We start from the raw sequence: 19,036 nt of genomic DNA, 5'->3' as shown, positions 1-19,036 counted from the left end.
GCCTCCCGTGGGAGCGCGTCAGAATCCGGGCAGGAGGCTGACGACGCGGTCGATCAGTGCGATGCCGACGAAGGGGGCGGCCACGCCGCCCAGGCCGTAGAGGAGCAGGTTGCGGCTCAGGACGCGGGACGCGCTCAGGGGCCGGTGGCGCACGCCGCGCAGGGCGAGCGGGATCAGGACGACGATGACGAGCGCGTTGAACACGACCGCGGACATGATGGCCGAGGTCGGGGAGCCGAGCCCCATGACGTTGAGCGCCGCCAGGCCGGGGAAGGCCCCCGCGAACAGCGCGGGGATGACCGCGAAGTACTTGGCGACGTCGTTGGCGATGGAGAAGGTGGTCAGGGCGCCGCGGGTCATGAGCAACTGCTTGCCGATCCGCACGACGTCGATGAGCTTGGTCGGGTCCGAGTCCAGGTCGACCATGTTCCCGGCCTCCTTGGCGGCGGAGGTGCCGGTGTTCATCGCCACGCCCACGTCCGCCTGGGCCAGGGCCGGGGCGTCGTTGGTACCGTCGCCGGTCATCGCGACGAGGGCGCCGCCCTCCTGTTCGCGGCGGATGAGGGCCAGCTTGTCCTCGGGGGTGGCCTCGGCGAGGAAGTCGTCCACCCCGGCCTCGGCGGCGATCGCCCGGGCCGTCAGCGGGTTGTCGCCGGTGACCATGACCGTGCGGATGCCCATCGCCCTGAGTTCGGCGAACCGTTCGGCGATGCCCTCCTTCACCACGTCCTTGAGGTGGACCACGCCGAGGACACGGGCCCCTCCCCCGGGTTCGCGCACGGCGACGGCCAGCGGGGTGCCCCCGCCCTGGGAGACGTCGGCGACCAGCGCCTCCAGGTCGGTGCGCACCACGGGGCCGACCGGGCCCTCCTCCCCGACCCACGCGGTGACCGCCGAGGCGGCCCCCTTGCGGATGCGGGTGCCGTCGGGCAGGTCCAGACCGCTCATCCGCGTCCGTGCGGTGAAGGGCACGACCTCGCCCCGGGCCCGCGGTCCGGTGTCGGTCCCCCGCGCGGCGGCCAGCTCCACGACGGAGGTGCCCTCGGGCGTGGGATCGGCCAGGGAGGACAGGGCGGCGGCGCGGACCAGGTCCGCCTCGGGCACGTCCTCCAGGGGCAGGAACGCGCTCGCCCTGCGGTTGCCGTGGGTGATGGTGCCGGTCTTGTCGAGCAGCAGGGTGCTCACGTCCCCGGCGGCCTCCACGGCCCGGCCGGACACGGCCAGGACGTTGCGGCGCACGAGCCGGTCCATTCCGGCGATGCCCACGGCCGAGAGCAGGGCTCCGATGGTGGTGGGGATGAGGCACACCAGGAGGGCGACCAGGACGGGCACGCTCACCGGCGCGCCGACGTGGGCGGCGATCGGGCTCAGGGTGAGCGCGACGACCACGAAGACGACCGACAGGCTCGCCAGCAGGATGTTGAGCGCGATCTCGTTGGGCGTGCGCTGGCGCGAGGCGCCCTCGACCAGGGAGATCATCCGGTCCACGAAGGTCTCCCCCGGCCGGGAGGTGACGCGCACCACGATCCGGTCCGACAGCACCCGGGTGCCGCCGGTCACGGCGCTGCGGTCGCCGCCGGACTCGCGGACCACGGGGGCCGACTCTCCGGTGATCGCCGACTCGTCCACCGAGGCGATGCCCCAGACGACGTCGCCGTCGCCGGGGACGAGTTCACCGGCCGAGACCACCACGACGTCGCCGAGGGCCAGCTCGGAGGAGGCGACCGGGTGCGTCACGGCGTGTTCGGCGGAGGGGTCGGCCGCGGGGTCGTAGTCGCGGACCCGGTTGGCCGTGGTGCTGGTGCGCGTGCGGCGCAGGCTGTCGGCCTGGGCCTTGCCGCGCCCCTCGGCCACCGACTCGGCCACGTTCGCGAACAGGACCGTCAGCCACAGCCAGACGGCGATGGCAGCGGTGAACCCCGCCGGGACCGGGGAGCCGCCGGAGGGCTCGGGGCCGCCGAGGAAGGGCTCGGCGACCGCCAGGACGGTGGTGAGCGCCGCGCCCGCCTCGACGACGAACATGACGGGGTTGTGCCGCATCGACCTGGGGTCGAGCTTGCGCAGCGCGCCGGGCAGGGCCGCGGCGAGCTGGCGGGGGCCGAAGGTCCGCCGGGGTCCGCCCGGGCCGGTGCCGGAACCGTCGCCGGAACCGGGGACCTCGGCGGTCGTCCGGTCGGTGCCGGAGGTGTGCGATGTCAGGGACACGGTGCTCACAGTCCTTCCGCCAGGGGGCCCAGCGCGAGAACGGGGAAGTAGGTCAGGGCGGTCACCAGGACGGTGACGCCCACGAGCAGGCCGACGAACTGCGGCCTGTGGGTGGGCAGGGTCCCCGGTGTGGCGGGCACCCTGTCCTGGGCGGCGAGGGAGCCCGCCAGGGCCAGGACGAACACGACGGGCACGAACCGGCCCAGCAGCATGGCCACGCCCAGGGCGGTGTTGAACCAGGGCGTGTCGGCGGTCAGCCCCGCGAAGGCGGAGCCGTTGTTGTTGGAGGCCGACGTGAACGCGTACAGCACCTCCGAGAGCCCGTGCGGGCCGGGGTTGAGGAGGGAGGTGGCCACGACGTCGGCGCGCACGGCGGGGACGGCGAAGCTCAGCGCCGTACCGGCCAGTACCAGGGTCGGGGTGACCAGGATGTACAGGCTGGCGAGCTTGACCTCCCGCGGCCCGAGCTTCTTGCCCAGGTACTCGGGGGTGCGCCCGACCAGCAGGCCGCCGACGAACACCGCCAGGACGGCCAGCACGAGTATCCCGTACAGGCCCGAGCCCACACCGCCCGGCGCGACCTCGCCGAGCATCATGTTGACCATGGGCATCATGCCGCCCAGCGCGGTGTAGGAGTCGAACATCGAGTTCACCGCACCGGTCGAGGTCAGCGTGCTCGCCGATCCGAACAGGGTCGAGGCGTACACGCCGAACCGCTGTTCCTTTCCCTCCCAGGCGGCCCCGGCCGCCTCGGGCGCGGTGCCCGCGCCGTGGGCCTCCAGGAGGGTGAGCGCGGTCAGGGAGGCGGTGAACAGGACGGCCATGGCGGCGAGGACCGCGTAGCCCTGCCGGTGGCTGCCCACCATCCGCCCGAAGGCGCGCGGCAGGGAGAACGGGATGACCAGCATGAGCACGGTCTGGAACAGGCTGGTCCAGGGCGCCGGGTTCTCGAAGGGGTGCGCGGAGTTGGCGTTGAAGAACCCGCCCCCGTTGGTGCCCAGGATCTTGATGGCCTCCTGTGAGGCGACCGGACCGCCGGGGACGGTCTGGGTGGCGCCGCTGAGGGTGGCGGCCTCGGTGAAGCCGTTGAGGTTCTGCACCACGCCGCCCGCGACGAGCACCAGGGCGGCCAGCAGGGACACGGGGAGCAGGAGGCGCAGCGTGCCGCGGGTCAGGTCGACCCAGAAGTTGCCGATCGTGCCCGAACGGCGGCGGGCGAAGCCGCGGACGAGGGCGACCGCGACGGCGATCCCCGTGCTCGCCGACACGAAGTTCTGCACGGCGAGCCCGGCGAACTGGACGGTGTAGCCCAGGGTCAGCTCCGGCGAGTAGGACTGCCAGTTGGTGTTGGTCACGAACGAGGCGGCCGTGTTGAAGGCCAGCCCCTCGGGGACCGGAGGCAGGCCCAGCGCGTGGGGCAGGACGTTCTGGAGGCGCTGGAGCAGGTAGAGCAGGACCAGGCCCACGGCCGAGAAGGCGAGCACGGCGCGCAGGTAGGCGGGCCAGGACTGCTCGGAGCGGGGGTCCACGCCGACCAGGCGGTAGAACCCGCGCTCGGCCCGCAGGTCCTTGGTCGAGGTGAAGACCCGGGCCGTGTAGTCACCCACGGGGCGGTACAGCAGGGCCAGGATCAGGGCGAGGGCGGCGACGGGCAGGGCCGCGAGGAGCACCGTCATCAGAACCACTCCGGTCTGACGAGGGCGCACACGAGGTAGGCGATCGCGGCCACCGCGAGCGCGGCGGCCAGGAGGTCGAGGACGATCACAGCTTCTCGACCCCCCGGCCGATCACGCCCACGAGCGCGAACACGGCGAGGGCGGCGAGGAGATAGACGGCGTCGAGCACGGCGGAACTCCAGGAAAGGCGCGGACGGGTGCGTCCTCCGGGGCGGAGGACGCGGGCCCCAAAGGACCCCGAACCCATGCAAGACCCCGCGAAAGCGGACGGAGTTCGTCCTAACGGTTTCCATGCGGGTGGGGCGCGAACGCTAACGGAGTCCCTACACCTCGGTGTCCCGGGAGGAGATGGGGAGGGGCTGGGCCGGGCGGTCGGGGAAAGACGGCCCCGCGGCGGGGCAGGAGGGGAAGGGGCGGGTTGGGGTGTGGCGGGGTGGGGTGGGTGGCGTGCCCGGTTCTTCTGGAGGTGGCTGGGTTTTCCACAGGCAGGAGTTGGGGGTGGTCGTGGGTGGTGCGGTGATGGTTTGCTGGAAATAGGGGGGATCCCACCCAGGGGGCGTTTTGGTGTGCCCTGAAACGCTTTTCGTTCAATAACGGTAATGGATTGAGGGGCAGGGAGGGGCCGTCCACAGGGCCCCTCCCTACGCTATTCCTGCTGGGGATTGCTGGCGGCAACGAAAGCGCGCCAGCTGCCGCGAAAGGGTACGGGCTGCGGGAAACGGCGGGCGCCGGGTGGGGGCGTGGGCGACCGACGAAAAGCGGCACCAAAGGCGGGAGCGGCTACCGGAGGGCGACCAACGCCCGGGGTGTGGGGGTGGTCGGGCTCTGCTGCGTCAGCACCAACGGCAAGCAGGCCCTCCGGTCTCGGGCAACTATCCTGGCCCCTGCGGTCGGGGTGGGTGACGATCGCACCAACGACAAGCGGGCATTTTAGAGGCACCTTTTCGGACACCTTTTGAGCCGACCCCATTGCAGACTATGAGGCAAAACATCCTCCAGAAAGAAAGTCGGCAATTGATGTTGTGAATAGTGGAGAAAGGGCGATCGGCGGCCTATAATAAGAAGTATGGAGATGATGACCGCAGCGCCCGAGACGGCCCCCGGGGAATGTTCCCCGGCCGTGGCCGCGCTGGCCGGTGCGCGCGAGATCATCGACCACGCGTTGAACACCGACGTGCCGCCCGGAGCGGACGAGAGCGCCGCTGAGGAGATCGCGGCGCTGTGGGCCCAGCTGGACCAGATCCGCTACCGGGCTCTGGCGCGGATGGCGCGTTTGTACGCGCGGGGTGCGGTGGCCCGCTACAGCGGTTATTCCACGTTGGACAAGTGGTTGGTGCACCACGGCAAGCTGCCCACCTCCCAGGCCAAGGACTTGGCGCGGCTGGCCCAGCATGTGCACGAGGAGACCTTGCCCGCCACGGTGGAAGCGGTGGAGACGGGCGTGGTGGGGTTGGGTGAGGCGGTGGTGATCGCCAAGATCACCGACAAGGCCGTCCAGGTGCGCGATGAGGACTACTTTCCTGACCAGGCGCAGTACCGGCAGGGGTTCGAGTCGGCGTTGGTGGCCGCGAAGGCGGAGCGGCCTGCGTTGTCGGTCAACCAGCTCCAGTCGGTGGCCCGCCAGGTCGCGCACCGTTTGGACCCCCACCGCCTGGACCGCGACCACGAGGCCGCTCACGCCTCGCGTGGCCTGGTCGTGCATGACACGTTCCAGGGCAGCTACCAGCTCCAAGCGTGGGGCGGCAGTGGGGATGCGTTGATTGTGCGCGCGGCCATCGACACCTTCGATGCCCCACCCTCGGACGAGGACACGCGGTCGCGGTCGCAGCGTGAGCATGACGCGCTCATCGCGGCGCTGCGTTTCGCCACCACCCACACCGGATGCGCCAACGCCCCCGCTGCGTTGGCGCAGATCCGCATCGTGGTGCCGGTGCAGACCTACCTGGACACCCAAGGCCAGGAAGTTCCGGCGCTGGACGAGCACGGCCGCGTCATTCCGGTCGGGGTGGTGCACGAACTCGCCGCCGACTCTGAGGTGGTGCGGATGCTCACCGCCCCGCCCACCGGGCAGGTCCTGGATGTGGGCCACAGCCGACGGTTGGCCTCAGCCCGCCAGCGCACCGCCGCCTTCCACGGGCACACCACCTGCGCCCACCCGGGCGGGTGCGAAGTCCCGGTGGCCCTCTGCCAGGCCGACCATGTCACCTCCTTCTCTCGGGGCGGGCGCACGGTGGTGGCGAACCTGCAACCCTTGTGTGGGCCGCATAACCGGGCCAAGTACCAACGCGAACTGCGCACACACCAGCGGAGGGAACAGGATCATCCGCCCGACAGAATCCTGGTTCCACCGCCCCGGGAATGACCCCGGCCGGGCCGGGCCCCGGCATGCTCACACCCGACAAGCGGCCCGGACCCGTGCTCGCCGTCGTCGCTGCCACCGTCGCCCACCCCCACCACAGGGGCCGGTCGCGCTGCCCCAGGCCCGCCAGCCCCGCCGCCTTTGGTGCCAACGCAGCAAAGCCCCACCACCCCACCAACACCAAGCGTTCGTCGCCCTCCCGCACCACCTCGCGGCAGCAGGCGCCGCCACCTCCGGCCACCACCCGCGACCAGGGCGTTGGACGGCGCCCCCAACCGCCCGCCGCCTTTGGTGCCGACGCAGCAGAGCTCAGCCACCCGGCTTCAGCCAGCGTTGGTCGCAGCCCGCGCCACTTCGCGGCAGCTGGCGCCGCCACCTCCGGTCACCATCAGCGGGCGGGGCGTTGAACGGCGCCCCCAGACACCCGCCGTCTTCGCTGCCCACACAGCAGAGGCCAACCATCTCCCACCCTCGGGCGTTGGCCGCCCTCCCGCACCACCTCGCGGCAGCAGGCGGCGCAGGAGCGAGCAACCACGCACGAACCCTGACCGTTGACCACCTGCCTCATGCCCGCGCCCGTTCCGGGACGCTCCTGGACGTTCCGGGACGCTCCTGGACGTTCCGGGACGCTCCCCTCAACGACCTAGTAGCCGTTCCCCTCTCACCAGTCCGCGATCAGCGATACCGCCTCCTGCGGCTGGTCGTAGTTGTCGTTGTAGATCTGGAGCACCTCGTCGTCGATCTCGGGCGCCGCCGCCACCACCATCAGAGCCAGCCGCTCCCCGCTCTCCGCGAGCTGGACGGCGCCGTCCTCCCGGGCCTGGGCCGCTTCGACGGCTCTGCCGCAGACGTCGGCGGTGGCGTCCTCCCCGGAATCGGCCGCCGCGGACTCCGAGGGCGAAGGGGAAGGTGAGGAAGACGGGGACGGCGTCACCGCCTCCACAGCCGAGGGCGACGGGGAAGGGGAAGGAGCGGCGCCGTCGTCAGCGCCTCCGTCGGCGCCCGCGCACGCCGTCACCGCCGCGAGCAGGAGGACCGCGGTAAGGGATGATCGCACCATCACGCACCTTCGGAGTCGGGGGGCCGCCCGGGCACGGCTCACTGAGGGCCGTGACCATGCGCGTCGGGTCGACCACAGGACGGGGACAAGATTAGGCAAGCCCCCGGTCGGTGGACCCCCTGGCCGCTTTCGGCCAAGGGGTACGGCGCTACGGCCCTACCTCGGGACGGCCGTGTTGCGGCCCGCCCCAAACGACATCGGCCGGACCACAACCACCCGGCCCGACCACTTCCCAGCCGCTACCCGGCCACGACGCGACCCACCGTGGACCTGCGGAGCCCGCCGGTCCCACCGGTGCCATCGCCGGACACCGTTCGCACACTCCCGGCCACACTGAGCACGGGCGAGTTTGCGGACGCCCCCAAAGCCCTCCCCCGGAACTCGGACCCGGTCTCCGCGGAACCGGCGCGCACCGCGTCCGCGTTGGGCGGGCGACACCAGCGCACCGGCCATCCGCGCGCCGGGGCGCACACGACGCCTCCCGGAAGGAAACCATGGTCTTCAAACGCCTGCTCGCCGCCTTCGGTGACGACGGTCCCACCGTCGACACCGTCCTGCCGCACCCCCACACCCGTCCCGGGGACCTGTTGGAGGGCAGCGTCGAGCTCACGGGCGGCGGGAGCCGCACCGAGATCGCCGAGATCGTCCTCGTGCTGGTCGCCCGGACCGAGGACGAGGAGGGGGAGGCCACCGGCGGCGCGGAGTGCACCCGCGTCCCCGTGGCGGCGGGCGTGAGCCTGGACGCCGGGGAGCACCTGTCGATCCCCTTCAGCCATCCCGTCCCCTGGCAGGCGCCCGTGACCGAGGCCGGGGGCTCGCCGCTGCCCGGCGTCCTGGCGGGGCTGCGTACCGAGGTGATCGTCGGCGGGGACGCGGACAAGGGCGACCTCGACCGCGTCCACGTCCACCCGCTGCCGGTCCAGGACCGCGTGCTGGAGGCGATGCTGCGGCTGGGGGCCGCGTTCGCCGGGGTGCGGGTGGAGGGCTGGTCGGCGCCCGGGCCCCACGAGGAGGCCGGGTTCCTCCAGACACTGGTGTTCCACCCCGCCGAGCACCACGCGCACGAGGTGGGCGAGGTGGAGGTCCTCTTCGCCGCCGACCCGGCGGGCGTCGGGGTGGGCTTCGCCTTCGACCGCCACGCCGAGGGGTTCTCGGAGGGCGGCTCCCCCAGTTGGTTCCGGGCCGAGCACTCCGACGCCGACCACACCGACTGGGCGCGGGCGGTGGACGAGTGGATCGGGCAGGCGCTGTACCGGCGCCGCGGGTTCTCCGGGCACGAGGGGGAGTACGGGGAGCAGGACGGCGGCGGCATGCTCGGCGCCGTCGGCGGGGTCGCGCTCGGTGTCGCGGGCGGCCTCGCGGCGGGCTATGTGGCGGCCGAGGTCGTGGACGAGATCGGCGACGCCTTCGAGGGCGAGGAGGAGCCCGAGGAGGTGGAAGAGGAGGAGTAGGGGCGGGCCTGCGGGGCGCGCGCCGCCGGGCGGGGAACCGCTTCGAGACCGGGTCCGGCTCCGGCTCCGGGCCGGGTTGCCGCCCCGCTCCGCGCGCGCCGGGCTCCGCCGTGCCGACGGGGCCCGGCGCGCTGGACGGCCGGGCCTACTCCGAGGCCCCCGCGCCGCCCTGCTCGGCCTCCTCGCGCTGGCGGCGGTGGTACTCCTCCATCGCCTTGGGGGTGTTCAGCGGCGAGGGGACCCAGGCCACCTCGGTGTCGACCTCGCCGCGCTGGATGCGGCGCTCCTCCTCGGTGAGGTACTCCTCGGGGATGTCGAACTCGCCGTCACGGGCGCCCAGGACGAAGGCCTCCCACTCGGCGGGGGTGAAGAACAGGGTGCCCTTCTCGGGGGACTTGCCGTCGCGCACCGCGCGGAAGCCGTCGTCGAAGGTGGCGACCTCGACCACGGCCTCGGACTCCTCCTTGGACAGGGAGGACCGCATCCAGACCGCGTCGGTGGTGTCGTGCCACTTCTCGTTGCCCATGGCCTCGGGCGGGAGCTCCCGCTCGGTCTCGGTCCGCTCGCTCATCGCACTTCCTCTTCCCAGCAACCGGCGTCGGCCGGGCTCCCCGGGCCGACGGGACGGCTCCGCGGCCCGTCCCACCGCCCGACCCTAGCGTGTACCGGAGGGGCTCAGGAGCGCCTTCCGCTCTCCTCGCCCACGTCGGGGCCGTCCAGCGGCGAGGGGGTCTCGTCCAACTCGGAGGGCGTCTCGTCGAGTTCGGAGATCTGGTCGTCGTCCAGGCCGGCGTAGGGGTCGTCGCGCTTCTTGCGCCGGTCGTTGAGGAAGGCGAACAGCTCGGCCACCTCGAAGAGGACGACGAGCGGAACGGCCAGCGCGAGCATGGAGATGGGCTCGGCCGGGGTGATGACGGCCGCGATCACGAACACCGTGAAGATGATGACGCGGCGCCACTTGGCGATGGCCGCGTGCGGCAGGATCCCGATGATGTTGAGCAGCGCCACCAGCAGCGGCAGCACGAAGCCCAGGCCGAACATGCCCATCATGATGAGCATGTAGTTGAGGTACTCGCTGATGGTGAGGAAGGGATCGGCGTCCTCGGGCAGGAACCCGAAGAGCATCGTCAGCGCGTACGAGGTGATGAAGTACGCCAGGGTCGCGCCCGCCGCGAACAGGACCGCGGCCAGGGGCGCGAAGATGTAGGCGTAGCGCTTCTCGCGCCCGTGCAGGGCGGGGGCGACGAAGGCCCACAGCTGGTACAGCCAGAACGGCGCGGAGGCGAGCGCGCCGACGAAGATCCAGATCTTGAAGGCGACGAAGAAGGCGTCGAAGGGCCCGGTGACGATGAGGGAGCAGTCGTCGGGGCCGGTCACCTGGGACACGGGCAGGGAGCAGTAGGGCTCCACCAGGAAGGCCCAGACCCAGTCGTAGACCAGGAAGCCGACCACCGTGCCCAGGGCGAGGGCGATCATCGCCTTCGCCAGGCGGTTGCGCAGCTCGCGCAGGTGGTCCATGAGCGGCATCCGGGCCTCGGGGTTGGTGGCCCGGCTTCGTGCCCTCATCGTGCGGTCACTCTCTCGTCGTCTGCTCCGGCCCCGTACCGCTCGGCGTCGGGGCCCTGGACTCCGGGGCGGGGCGGAGCCCGCACGCGCGTCGCCGCGCGGCCTCCGGGAACCTAGTTGCCGTAGGTGCGGTGCCTGGTCTCACCGGACTCGTCGACGATGCGCTGGCCGGGGGGCAGCTGCGGGTAGCCCTGCTGCTGGGGCTGCTGCGGCTGCTGCTGGTAGCCCTGCTGGGGCTGGCCCGGCGTGTTCTGCTGAGGAGCCTGCTGCTGGTGGGTCTGGGCGCGGGTGTCCGCGTTGTCCTCGGACTCGTTGTTGTCGTCGTCGACCAGACCCTTGCTCTCGGCCTTGAGGATGCGCGCGCTGCGCCCCAGGGAGCGGGCCAGGTCCGGGAGCTTCTTGGCTCCGAAGAGCAGGATCGCCAGGACGATGAGGATGGCGATGGTAGGTCCGTTGAACGGTCCCATGGTTCTACCTCTCTGTGGGGCGCGACCAAGCGCCTTCGATGGTACGCGCATTCGAACGCGGGGCCATCACGGCCCCGCGTCACCGCGGCCGACGCGCTCACGCAGGTCAGCGCTGCTCGCCCGGTACTCGTCCGACGCACGTGCCACCGCTCGGGACAGCACCCCCGCCGCGCGGCGTGCGCGCAGCGCCGGGGCGCCGATGGCGACGAGTCCGGCCGTGACCACACCGAACAGGACAGCGAGGGCGATCACGCTGCAACCTTATCCTTTCCGGACCGACCTGTCCCCTGACCCGGGGTGAACGTCTGGGCCTCACTCGGGCGACGAAGTGGTCTCGACCAATTTCGCGGAGGTTTGGGGCGTCCGGTAGTGCTCCAGCGCACGGCGGGCCTCGGCCCGGGCCTCCTCGGCCAGAGCCACGGGGGACACCACGCGCCCCTGCTGTCCCAGTCTCAGCGCCAGTCGCACCACCCAGGCCGGGGCGGGGGTGCGCAGGGTGGCGCGGACGCCTCCCCCGGGCAGCTCGGTCACCGACTCGCACACGTAGTCCTCGGTCACCCAGCGGGCCGCGGGCTCCAGGTCCAGGACGACCAGGGCGTCGCGCTCCGAGCGCTGGAGGACACCCCCGGACAGGTCGCGGCGGCCCACCCCCGCGGGCACCTCGGCGCCGAAGGGCAGAACCGTCAGTTCCAGGACCCGGTCCAGGCGGAACAGGCGCACGTCCCGGCGCAGGTGGCAGTAGCCCTCCAGGAAGGGGTAGCCGTCCTGGACCACCAGGCCCATGGGGTCCACGTCGCGCTCGGTGACCTGGTCCAGGTAGCCCGACAGGTAGCGCAGGTGCAGGCGCTGGCCAGCCTCCAGGGCGTCGGCGCAGCGGCGCTGGGTCTGGGCGACCTGCTCGTCGCCCTCCAGGCGCACCTGGACCGAGTCGGCCAGCGAGCCCAGGGCGGCCCCGGCGGCGGCGCGCAGCTTCTCGCCCACGCGCTTGAGGGCACCGGTCTCCAGGCCCTCGGTCTCGGGCAGCGCCTCCAGCAGGGACAGGCCCACGACCAGGCTGGCCGCCTCGTCGGCGGTCAGGCGCAGCGGCTGGGCGAGGGTGTCGGCGTTGGCGATGATGATCTCGCCGGTCTCCCTGGCCGCGTCGAGGTCGACGTCGATGAGGTCTCCGGGGGTGTAGCCGGGCAGGCCGCACATCCACAGCAGGCTGAGGTCGGCGACCACCTGCTTCTCGCTGAGCCCGAAGTGGCGGGCCACCTCGGGCACGCGCACGTCGCGGCCCAGAGCGTAGGGGACGAGCATCAGCAGGCGGCGCAGCTGGTCGGCGGAGCGGGGACCGCGGGCGGGAGCCTCGGCCTCCTCCGCGGAGCCGGGACCGTCGGCGGCCTCGGCGACGGGGGCGGTCTCGGCGGTGGCCGTCAGGTGCGCGGCCATGGCCTCGCGGGCGCCTACGGGTTCGACGACGACCGCGTTGGAGCCGAAGTAGGCCACGCGCCGCACCAGGTCGGGGGTGTCGGTGTAGGGCAGGGTGAGCGTGTCCCAGCCGAGGCCGGAGCTGTCGCGCTCGCCGGGCACCACGCGCAGGGCGCTGCGGCGCAGGGCGTGCGCGGAGTCGGTGCGCACGCGCAGGACGGCGGTGCGCTCGGACTCGGCGCTGTGGCCCGCGACCACCGAGCGCAGGTCCACGCCCTCGGGGACGACGACGTCGGGGCCGCCGCGCAGGACGGTCACCTCGCCGCGGATGCGGCCCAGGCGGAAGACGCGGCGGGCGTCGCGCAGGCGGTCGTGGCCGACCACGTACCAGTGTCCGCGCAGGTTGACGATGCCCCAGGGTTCGACCTCGCGGGTCTCGGCCTCGGTCTGGCCCGGCTTGCGGTAGGCGAAGGAGACGGGGCGCCGGTCGCGCACGGCCTGCCAGACGGGGCCGAAGGAGGGCTCGTCGGTGCGCATGGCGGGCGTGAGGCCGGGGGCGGCCTCGCTGTCGACGGGGACCCCCGCGGAGCGCAGCTTGAACAGGGCGTTGGCGGCGGCCTCGCCGAGGGAGGCGTGCCGCCAGGCGCGTGCGGCCAGGCCCAGGACGAGGGCCTCGTCGGGCAGGAGTTCGATCTCGGGCAGCTCGTAGTCGGAGCGGGAGATGCGGTAGCCCTCCTCGCCGCTGATGGCGTCGCCGGTGCCCACCTGGATGGGGATGCCGCTGTCGCGCAGTTCGCGCTTGTCGCGCTCGAACATGCGCTTGAAGGCGGACTCGGTCTCGGCCTCGGCGTAGCCGTGCACCGTCTTCCTGATTTCCTGAGCGGTCAGGTGGCGGCGCGTGGACAACAGACAGATGACCAGGTTCAGCTGTCGTTCCGTCTTCCTGCGCGACATCGTCCGCACCCTTCTCGCCCGTGGTGGATGGACCGGCGGCGGCTGACGCTGGCGCGTCGCCCGGGCACCGGTTCAGCAACGACGGTACCGTGCCTTGCATGATCCGGTGGCGCCGTGGTGAAGTCCGTCAGATCCTCCCCTCCTGGCCGGGGGTCGTGCTGTGCGCGGTGGCGCTGGAACCCGTGGCCGGAGCGGACCGCAGAGGCCGCGAGGCCGCGGGAGCGGGCGGGGAGGTGACGTGCCGCGCGCTGGCCTACACCGACCTGGTGGGCTCGCCCGAGGCGGGCGACACCGTGCTGCTCAACACCGGCGCCCTGGACCTGGGGCTGGGGACGGGCGGGTACGCGCTGGTGGTGGCCGTGCCCGACCGGCTGCCCCCCGACCCCCGGGGCCCCGGTCACCTGGTCAAGGCCCGCTACACCCCGCTGCAGGCCACCGTGCTGGGCGCCGACGAGCAGGGCTCGCCCCACCACGAGGTGCTGCGCTCGGCCGAGGGCGTGGAGGGCATGCCGGTTGTGGTGGCCGACCTGCACTCGGCACTGCCCGCGGTGGTGGCGGGGGTGCGGGCGCACCGTCCGCGGGCGCGGATCGTCCACGTGATGCTGGACGGGGGCGCGCTGCCCGCGGCGTTCTCGCGGCTGGTGGGTGCGCTGCGCGAGGAGGGGCTGCTGGCGGGGTGCGTGACCACGGGGCAGTCCTTCGGCGGCGACCTGGAGGCGGTGACCGTGCACTCGGGGCTGCTGGCGGCCCGGCACGTGCTGGGCGCGGACGTGGCGGTGGTGTGCCAGGGCCCGGGCAACCTGGGCACCGGGACTCCGTGGGGGTTCTCGGGCGTCTCGTGCGGTGAGGCGGTGAACGCGGCGGCGGTGCTGGGCGGGCGTCCGGTGGCGTCGCTGCGGGTGAGCGAGGCCGACGCGCGCGAGCGGCACCGGGGGGTGTCGCACCACAGCCTGACCGCCTACGGGCGGGTGGCGCTGGCGCGGGCGGAGGTGGTGGTGCCGCTGCTGCCGGGGGTGTTCGGCGAGCGCGTGCGCGTGCAGGCCGGGGCTCTGGGCGAGCGGCACACCCTGGTGGAGGTCGGTGTGGAGGGGCTGGAGGAGGCGGTGCGGACGCTTCCGGTGAAGGTGTCGACGATGGGCCGGGGCCTGGAGGAGGACCGCGCGGCCTTCCTGAGCGCCGCGGCGGCGGGCCTCCACGCGGCCGCCCTGCTGTAGGCGCGGGCCGGGGCGGCGCGGGTGGGTCGTCCACAGGCTCCAGAACGGTCTGGTTCGGGCCGGGGCCGGGCTTCTACCCTGAATAAAGGGGGGCGCTCGCGCCCCGCCCGCTCCGTGCTGCCCGCTCTTCGGCAGGTCCGCCCCGAGGCGCCGGGTTCCGGGGCTCCGGCTTCCGCGCCTCCCGCGCGGGCTCCGCCTCCCACCCCGGGCCACGGACTCCGGCGCGTGCCACCCACCACCACGGGTTCCGGGCTCCGGCCGCGGACGCCCCTTCGTGGGCCGCGGGCTCCGGCCTGCCCCACTCCTCAGCGCTGGTCGGCCGGACCGGGGTCACCCGCCATGATCCCGGACGCGAGGTCCGTACCGTCCCCCGCCCGCGTCTGCGGGGTCCGGGGCTCCGGTCCCCGGGCATCGGGAACCCGTGCCTGCGGCGTCTGCGCCTCCGAAACCCGCCCCTCGGAAACCCGCGCCTCGGAAACCCGCTGCTCCGGTCCCCGGGCCTCCACCCCGTCCGCCCCCAACGCGTCCGAAGCACCCGATCCGTCCGGCGCACCCGACACGTCCGCCCCGGAAGCCCCCTCCTCCGGTGCCCGTGACCGCTCCTCCGAAGCCCGCGACCGCGCGTCTCCCTCCCCCGCCCCCTGAGCACGCGCCTCCGGAGCCCGCGCCTCCGGAGCCCGCGCCTCCGGAGCCCGCGCCTCCGGCGCGGTCCGGGCCGCGGGCACGACCCTGTTCGGCCCGCTCGGCGCCTGGCCGGGCAGGGGCGTCCGCCGGGTGCCCTCCAGCATGTGCTGGGAGGGGGCCTCGAAGAAGGTCCCCGGCCGGAACATCGCCAACGAGGTCGGCCGGGCGCGCACCCCCTCGTCCACCCGCAGCGCCTCGGGCACGAACACGGCCCCATCCCCGCAGGTGATCCCCCACTCCCGTCCCCGGCCGGTCGCGACCACCTGCCCGGGAGCCCCGCCGGTGACCCCGCCCGCCAGGCGGCCCGAGCACAGCGTGATCCGGGCGCTGCCGAACATCGCGAACGCCCCCGGGTAGGGCTCGGCCAGCGCGCGCACCATCCGGTCCACGTCGCTTCCGGAGGCGGTGAGGTCGAGGTGGCCGTCGCTGGGGCGCCGACGCGGCCACACCGACGCGTGGCCGCTCTGCGGCCGCCGGGGCGCGGTGCCCTCCAGCAGCCCCTCCACGTGGCGCACGAGCAGTTCCGCCTGGAGGAGCCCCACGCGTTGGTACAGACCGGCGGCGGTGGCGTCCGGGGCCACGTCGAACCAGGCCTGGTCGACGATGTCGCCGCTGTGCTCCTCCCCCTCGATGTGGAAGAGGGTCACGGCGCTGGAGCGCATGTCGCGCAGGATGGTCCACGGGATGGGCGCTCGGCCCCGGCCGACGGGCAGCGGCGCTGGGTGCAGTCCGACCCCGCCCAGCGCCAGGGAGGACAGGACCTCCTCCGGAACGTCCCCCGACCAGCCCGCGACGACCATCAGGTCGATGCCGTGGTCGGTGAGGGCCTGGCGCGCCTCGGGTGAGCCGAGGGCGGCGCGCAGGTGCGGCAGACCGAGCCGGCCGGCGAGGGCTCCGTAGTCGTGGTAGCCGGAGCAGTGGGCCAGCTCGGCCGGGTGGGACACCACCAGGCCGGGCGGGAAGCCTCGGGCGCACAGCTCCTCCAGCGCCGCAACCCCGAGGCCCAGCCCGGAGACGTAGCAGTAGCGCCGACGGTCTGACATGAGCTTCCCCCTCGCCCGTCCACCGATGGATTCGACTCTACGCACCGGTCGGTGAAGGGCAGTGGAACGCGGTACCCGGGCGTGTCCGCCCGGGCGGGAGCGCTCCGGACACGCGGACGCCCCCGCGGGTGACCTCCCCGCGGGGGCGTCCGGTGCCGGCTGTCCGGGTGTGCGCGCTCTGCTCGGCCGGGAACCGCTCCCCGGCCCCGGGCGTGCACGGGACCGCGCCGGGTGGGCTACTCCCCGCCCTCCTCGGGCGCGGGGGACTCCTCCGGTGCGGCCTCCTCGCCGCCGGCGCCCTCGCCCTCGGCGGGTTCGGGGGGCGGCGGGTTGTCGTAGGCGCCCAGGATGTCGATGACGAAGACCAGCGTCCCGGCGGGGGCTCCCCCGGACTCCTCCTCGGTCTGACCGTAGGCCATGTCGCCGGGCACGACCAGCATCAGGCGGCTGCCGACCGGCTGGCCGACGATGCCCTCGTCCCAGCCCTCGATGACCGCGCCGGCGCCGATCGTGGTGTCGAAGGGGTCGCCGCCGCGGCTCCAGGTGGAGTCGAACACCGGGTGCTCGCCGTTCTCGTCGGCCTCCCAGCGCACACCGCTGTACTGGACGATGACCTGCTGGCCCTCCTCGACCTCGGCGCCGTCGCCCTCGATGAGCGGCACGACCTCCAGGTTCTCGGGGGGGTCGGTGTCGGGGACCTCGATGGTGGGCTCGCTGTGGCCCTCCTGGGTCACCGTGGGCAGGCCGTCGCCGCCGTCGGTGACCTGCTCGCCCTCCACGACCGAACCCTTGTTGAAGCGGTCCATGAGGTCGATGACCAGGACGCTCGCGCCCTCCTGGACGGGCTGCCCCGACATCTCGGCCTGCTGACGCTCCTGCTCGGTGAGGGGCGGGAAGACGTACACAGCGCGGCTGCCGACCGGCTGGCTGACCAGGACGTCGCTGATCTCCGCGGGCATCTGCTCCATGCGGATCAGGTCCGGGGCGCCGGTCTCGTAGCTGGACTGCCCCTCGACGGGCGCGCCCTCGCCGGGGCCGGTCCACTGGAACTGGACGACGTTGGCGATCAGGAGGTCGTCGGCGCGCACCAGCTCGTTCTCGCCCGGGCCCTCGTCGACGACGCCCGAGAGCTGCTCGGTCGGGGGCTCCTCGTCGGGGAAGGCGACCTCCGGTTCCTCACCGACCTCGCCGGTGACTTCGGGAAGCCGCGGGTCGAGCTGGTCCTCCCCCATACGCATGAAGGCGGGAGTACGCCACTCTTCGGGGATGTTTCCGCAGCTTGAGACCGCCAGGGCGATCGCGGTCAGCGGCACCGCGAGGGCGGCAGCACGTCGGTGCATGGGTCACAACCTCTGATTTCCGGCTTGGGACAGAGTCACACTACCGAAAAGAAGGGCCGTAACCACCCCCTGGAACACCACGAACGCCGGAGCCCCGCCGCGGACGGCCTTCGACCGCCGGACGGGGCTCCGGGAGCAGGGGACCGGAAGTCCTACATGCCGGCGATGAGCTTCTCCACCCGCTCGTCCACCGACTTGAAGGGGTCCTTGCACAGCACCGTGCGCTGGGCCTGGTCGTTGAGCTTGAGGTGGACCCAGTCCACCGTGAAGTCGCGGCGCTGCTCCTGGGCGCGCCGGATGAACTCGCCGCGCAGCCGGGCCCGCGTGGTCTGCGGCGGCACCGACTTGGCCTCGAAGATCTTGAGGTCGCCGACCACCCGCTCCATCTGGCCGCGGCTCTGGAGCAGGTAGAACAGCCCCCGGTCGCGGTGGATGTCGTGGTAGGTCAGGTCGAGCTGGGCCACCCGCGGCGAGGACAGGGACAGGTCGTGCTTGTCGCGGTAGCGCTCCAGCAGCAGGTACTTGGCCACCCAGTCGATCTCGCGGGAGACGGTCTCCAGGTTCTGGGTCTCGACCGCCTCCAGGGTGCGCTGCCACAGTTCCAGGACGCGCTTGCCGGTGGCGTCGGTGCCGTGCCGGTCGACGTAGCTCTGCACCTTGTCCAGGTACTCGCGCTGGATCTCCAGCGCGCTGGCCTCGCGCCCGTTGGCCAGGCGCACCTTGCGGCGGCCGGTCATGTCGTGGCTGACCTCGCGGATGGCCCGGATCGGGTTCTCCAGCGTGTAGTCGCGCATGACCACCCCGGCCTCGATCATGCGCAGCACCAGGTCGGTGGAGCCCAGCTTGAGCAGGGTGGTGGTCTCGCTCATGTTGGAGTCGCCGACGATGACGTGCAGGCGCCGGAAGCGCTCGGCGTCCGCGTGCGGCTCGTCGCGGGTGTTGATGATGGGGCGCGAGCGGGTGGTGGCCGAGGAGACGCCCTCCCAGATGTGCTCGGCGCGCTGGCTGACGCAGAACAGGGCGCCCCGGGGGGTCTGGAGCACCTTTCCGGCGCCGCAGACGATCTGGCGGGTGACCAGGAAGGGGATGAGCACGTCGGCCAGGCGTCCGAACTCGCCGTGCCGTCCCACGAGGTAGTTCTCGTGGCAGCCGTAGGAGTTGCCCGCCGAGTCGGTGTTGTTCTTGAACAGGTAGATGTCCCCGGCGATGCCCTCCTCGTGCAGGCGCTGCTCGGCGTCGACCTGCAGCCCCTCCAGGATGCGCTCACCGGCCTTGTCATGGGCCACCAGGTCCACGAGGCTGTCGCACTCGGGGGTGGCGTACTCGGGGTGGCTGCCCACGTCCAGGTACAGACGGGCGCCGTTGCGCAGGAACACGTTGCTGCTGCGCCCCCAGGAGACCACCCTGCGGAAGAGGTAGCGGGCGACCTCGTCCGGGGACAGCCGTCGCTGTCCACGGAAGGTGCACGTGACCCCGTACTCGTTCTCCAGCCCGAAGATCCGTCGTTCCACGCGGCCTCACCAACTTCCCGTCACCGGGGTGCGGACGACGGGGCCGCGCCGTCCACACCCGCCCGGCCGGTGCGGCGCCTCGGGAGCGCCGCACCG

At 72.9% G+C, this 19,036-nt stretch carries 14 protein-coding genes and 1 pseudogene; 3 read left to right on the top strand and 12 right to left on the bottom strand.

Going from position 1 to position 19,036, the window contains the following annotated elements:
• Positions 1–18: 18 nt before the first annotated feature.
• From kdpB to PV789_RS11945, 3 genes are read right to left on the bottom strand one after another with little or no spacing between them, the layout of a single operon-like run.
• Positions 19–2,214: a potassium-transporting ATPase subunit KdpB gene (gene kdpB / locus PV789_RS11955; RefSeq protein WP_274977476.1), complete on the bottom strand. Its 2,196-nt coding sequence runs from the start codon at positions 2,212–2,214 to the stop codon at positions 19–21.
• On the bottom strand, positions 2,211–3,881 hold the full coding sequence (gene kdpA / locus PV789_RS11950; RefSeq protein WP_274977475.1) for a potassium-transporting ATPase subunit KdpA: 1,671 nt from the start codon (positions 3,879–3,881) through the stop codon (positions 2,211–2,213). The genes kdpB and kdpA overlap by 4 nt, the downstream gene beginning before the upstream one ends.
• Entirely contained in the window at positions 3,881–3,970 is a 90-nt protein-coding gene (locus tag PV789_RS11945) for a potassium-transporting ATPase subunit F (RefSeq protein WP_017564843.1), read from the bottom strand. Before PV789_RS11945 ends, kdpA begins: the two co-directional genes overlap by 1 nt.
• Positions 3,971–4,956: 986 nt before the next feature.
• Here PV789_RS11945 and PV789_RS11940 point away from each other — a divergent pair.
• Positions 4,957–6,243: an HNH endonuclease signature motif containing protein gene (locus PV789_RS11940; protein ID WP_274978122.1), complete on the top strand. Its 1,287-nt coding sequence runs from the start codon at positions 4,957–4,959 to the stop codon at positions 6,241–6,243.
• Between the two features lie 658 nt (positions 6,244–6,901).
• Here PV789_RS11940 and PV789_RS11935 read toward each other — a convergent pair.
• Positions 6,902–7,300 carry a hypothetical protein gene (locus tag PV789_RS11935; protein ID WP_274977474.1) on the bottom strand — a complete coding sequence of 133 codons (399 nt, stop codon included), beginning with the start codon at positions 7,298–7,300 and terminating at the stop codon, positions 6,902–6,904.
• 494 nt (positions 7,301–7,794) lie between these two features.
• On the opposite strand from PV789_RS11935, the gene PV789_RS11930 reads away from it, so the two are divergent.
• A complete protein-coding gene (locus tag PV789_RS11930; RefSeq protein ID WP_274977473.1) occupies positions 7,795–8,751 on the top strand; it encodes a sporulation protein in 957 nt (318 codons plus the stop codon).
• Between the two features lie 145 nt (positions 8,752–8,896).
• On the opposite strand, the gene PV789_RS11925 is transcribed toward PV789_RS11930, so the two are convergent.
• From PV789_RS11925 to PV789_RS11905, 5 genes are all read right to left on the bottom strand, one after another.
• Positions 8,897–9,322, bottom strand: coding sequence for a DUF397 domain-containing protein (locus PV789_RS11925; RefSeq protein ID WP_274977472.1), 426 nt, complete (start codon positions 9,320–9,322; stop codon positions 8,897–8,899).
• 104 nt (positions 9,323–9,426) lie between these two features.
• A complete protein-coding gene (gene tatC, locus PV789_RS11920; protein WP_274978121.1) occupies positions 9,427–10,278 on the bottom strand; it encodes a twin-arginine translocase subunit TatC in 852 nt (283 codons plus the stop codon).
• 152 nt (positions 10,279–10,430) lie between these two features.
• Positions 10,431–10,784 (bottom strand): Sec-independent protein translocase subunit TatA, encoded by a 354-nt coding sequence (gene tatA, locus PV789_RS11915; protein WP_274977471.1) that lies wholly within the window; start codon positions 10,782–10,784, stop codon positions 10,431–10,433.
• A 66-nt stretch (positions 10,785–10,850) separates the two neighbouring features.
• On the bottom strand, positions 10,851–11,036 hold the full coding sequence (locus PV789_RS11910) for a hypothetical protein (protein WP_274977470.1): 186 nt from the start codon (positions 11,034–11,036) through the stop codon (positions 10,851–10,853).
• 60 nt (positions 11,037–11,096) lie between these two features.
• The gene (locus tag PV789_RS11905) at positions 11,097–13,148 is read right to left on the bottom strand and encodes a helix-turn-helix transcriptional regulator (RefSeq protein ID WP_274977469.1); all 2,052 of its coding nucleotides are present in this window, start codon (positions 13,146–13,148) and stop codon (positions 11,097–11,099) included.
• A 98-nt stretch (positions 13,149–13,246) separates the two neighbouring features.
• Between PV789_RS11905 and PV789_RS11900 the strand changes: the two genes are divergently transcribed.
• Entirely contained in the window at positions 13,247–14,362 is a 1,116-nt protein-coding gene (locus PV789_RS11900) for a DUF3866 family protein (protein WP_274977468.1), read from the top strand.
• Positions 14,363–15,099: 737 nt separating this feature from the next.
• On the opposite strand, the pseudogene PV789_RS11895 reads toward PV789_RS11900, so the two are convergent.
• The 3 genes and pseudogenes from PV789_RS11895 to pafA form a co-directional block, all read right to left on the bottom strand.
• Positions 15,100–16,089 (bottom strand): annotated as a pseudogene (locus tag PV789_RS11895) (methionyl-tRNA formyltransferase); the annotation flags it as partial.
• A gap of 236 nt (positions 16,090–16,325) precedes the next feature.
• Positions 16,326–17,429: an FKBP-type peptidyl-prolyl cis-trans isomerase gene (locus PV789_RS11890; protein WP_274977466.1), complete on the bottom strand. Its 1,104-nt coding sequence runs from the start codon at positions 17,427–17,429 to the stop codon at positions 16,326–16,328.
• A 152-nt stretch (positions 17,430–17,581) separates the two neighbouring features.
• On the bottom strand, positions 17,582–18,940 hold the full coding sequence (gene pafA / locus PV789_RS11885) for a Pup--protein ligase (protein ID WP_047871713.1): 1,359 nt from the start codon (positions 18,938–18,940) through the stop codon (positions 17,582–17,584).
• Between the last annotated feature and the right edge of the window lie 96 nt (positions 18,941–19,036).

Origin of the sequence: Nocardiopsis camelliae, assembly GCF_028993595.1 — a bacterium.
Lineage (GTDB): Bacteria > Actinomycetota > Actinomycetes > Streptosporangiales > Streptosporangiaceae > Nocardiopsis > Nocardiopsis dassonvillei.
This window is presented reverse-complemented; position numbering and strand designations above follow the sequence as displayed.

Coding starts and splice junctions, on each gene's coding strand:
- kdpA (WP_274977475.1), bottom strand. CDS start 3,881: ATGACGGTGCTCCTCGCGGCCCTGCCCGTCGCCGCCCTCGCCCTGATC.
- PV789_RS11940 (WP_274978122.1), top strand. CDS start 4,957: ATGACCGCAGCGCCCGAGACGGCCCCCGGGGAATGTTCCCCGGCCGTG.
- PV789_RS11935 (WP_274977474.1), bottom strand. CDS start 7,300: ATGGTGCGATCATCCCTTACCGCGGTCCTCCTGCTCGCGGCGGTGACG.
- PV789_RS11930 (WP_274977473.1), top strand. CDS start 7,795: ATGGTCTTCAAACGCCTGCTCGCCGCCTTCGGTGACGACGGTCCCACC.
- PV789_RS11925 (WP_274977472.1), bottom strand. CDS start 9,322: ATGAGCGAGCGGACCGAGACCGAGCGGGAGCTCCCGCCCGAGGCCATG.
- tatC (WP_274978121.1), bottom strand. CDS start 10,278: ATGCCGCTCATGGACCACCTGCGCGAGCTGCGCAACCGCCTGGCGAAG.
- tatA (WP_274977471.1), bottom strand. CDS start 10,784: ATGGGACCGTTCAACGGACCTACCATCGCCATCCTCATCGTCCTGGCG.
- PV789_RS11905 (WP_274977469.1), bottom strand. CDS start 13,148: ATGTCGCGCAGGAAGACGGAACGACAGCTGAACCTGGTCATCTGTCTG.
- PV789_RS11900 (WP_274977468.1), top strand. CDS start 13,247: ATGATCCGGTGGCGCCGTGGTGAAGTCCGTCAGATCCTCCCCTCCTGG.
- PV789_RS11890 (WP_274977466.1), bottom strand. CDS start 17,429: ATGCACCGACGTGCTGCCGCCCTCGCGGTGCCGCTGACCGCGATCGCC.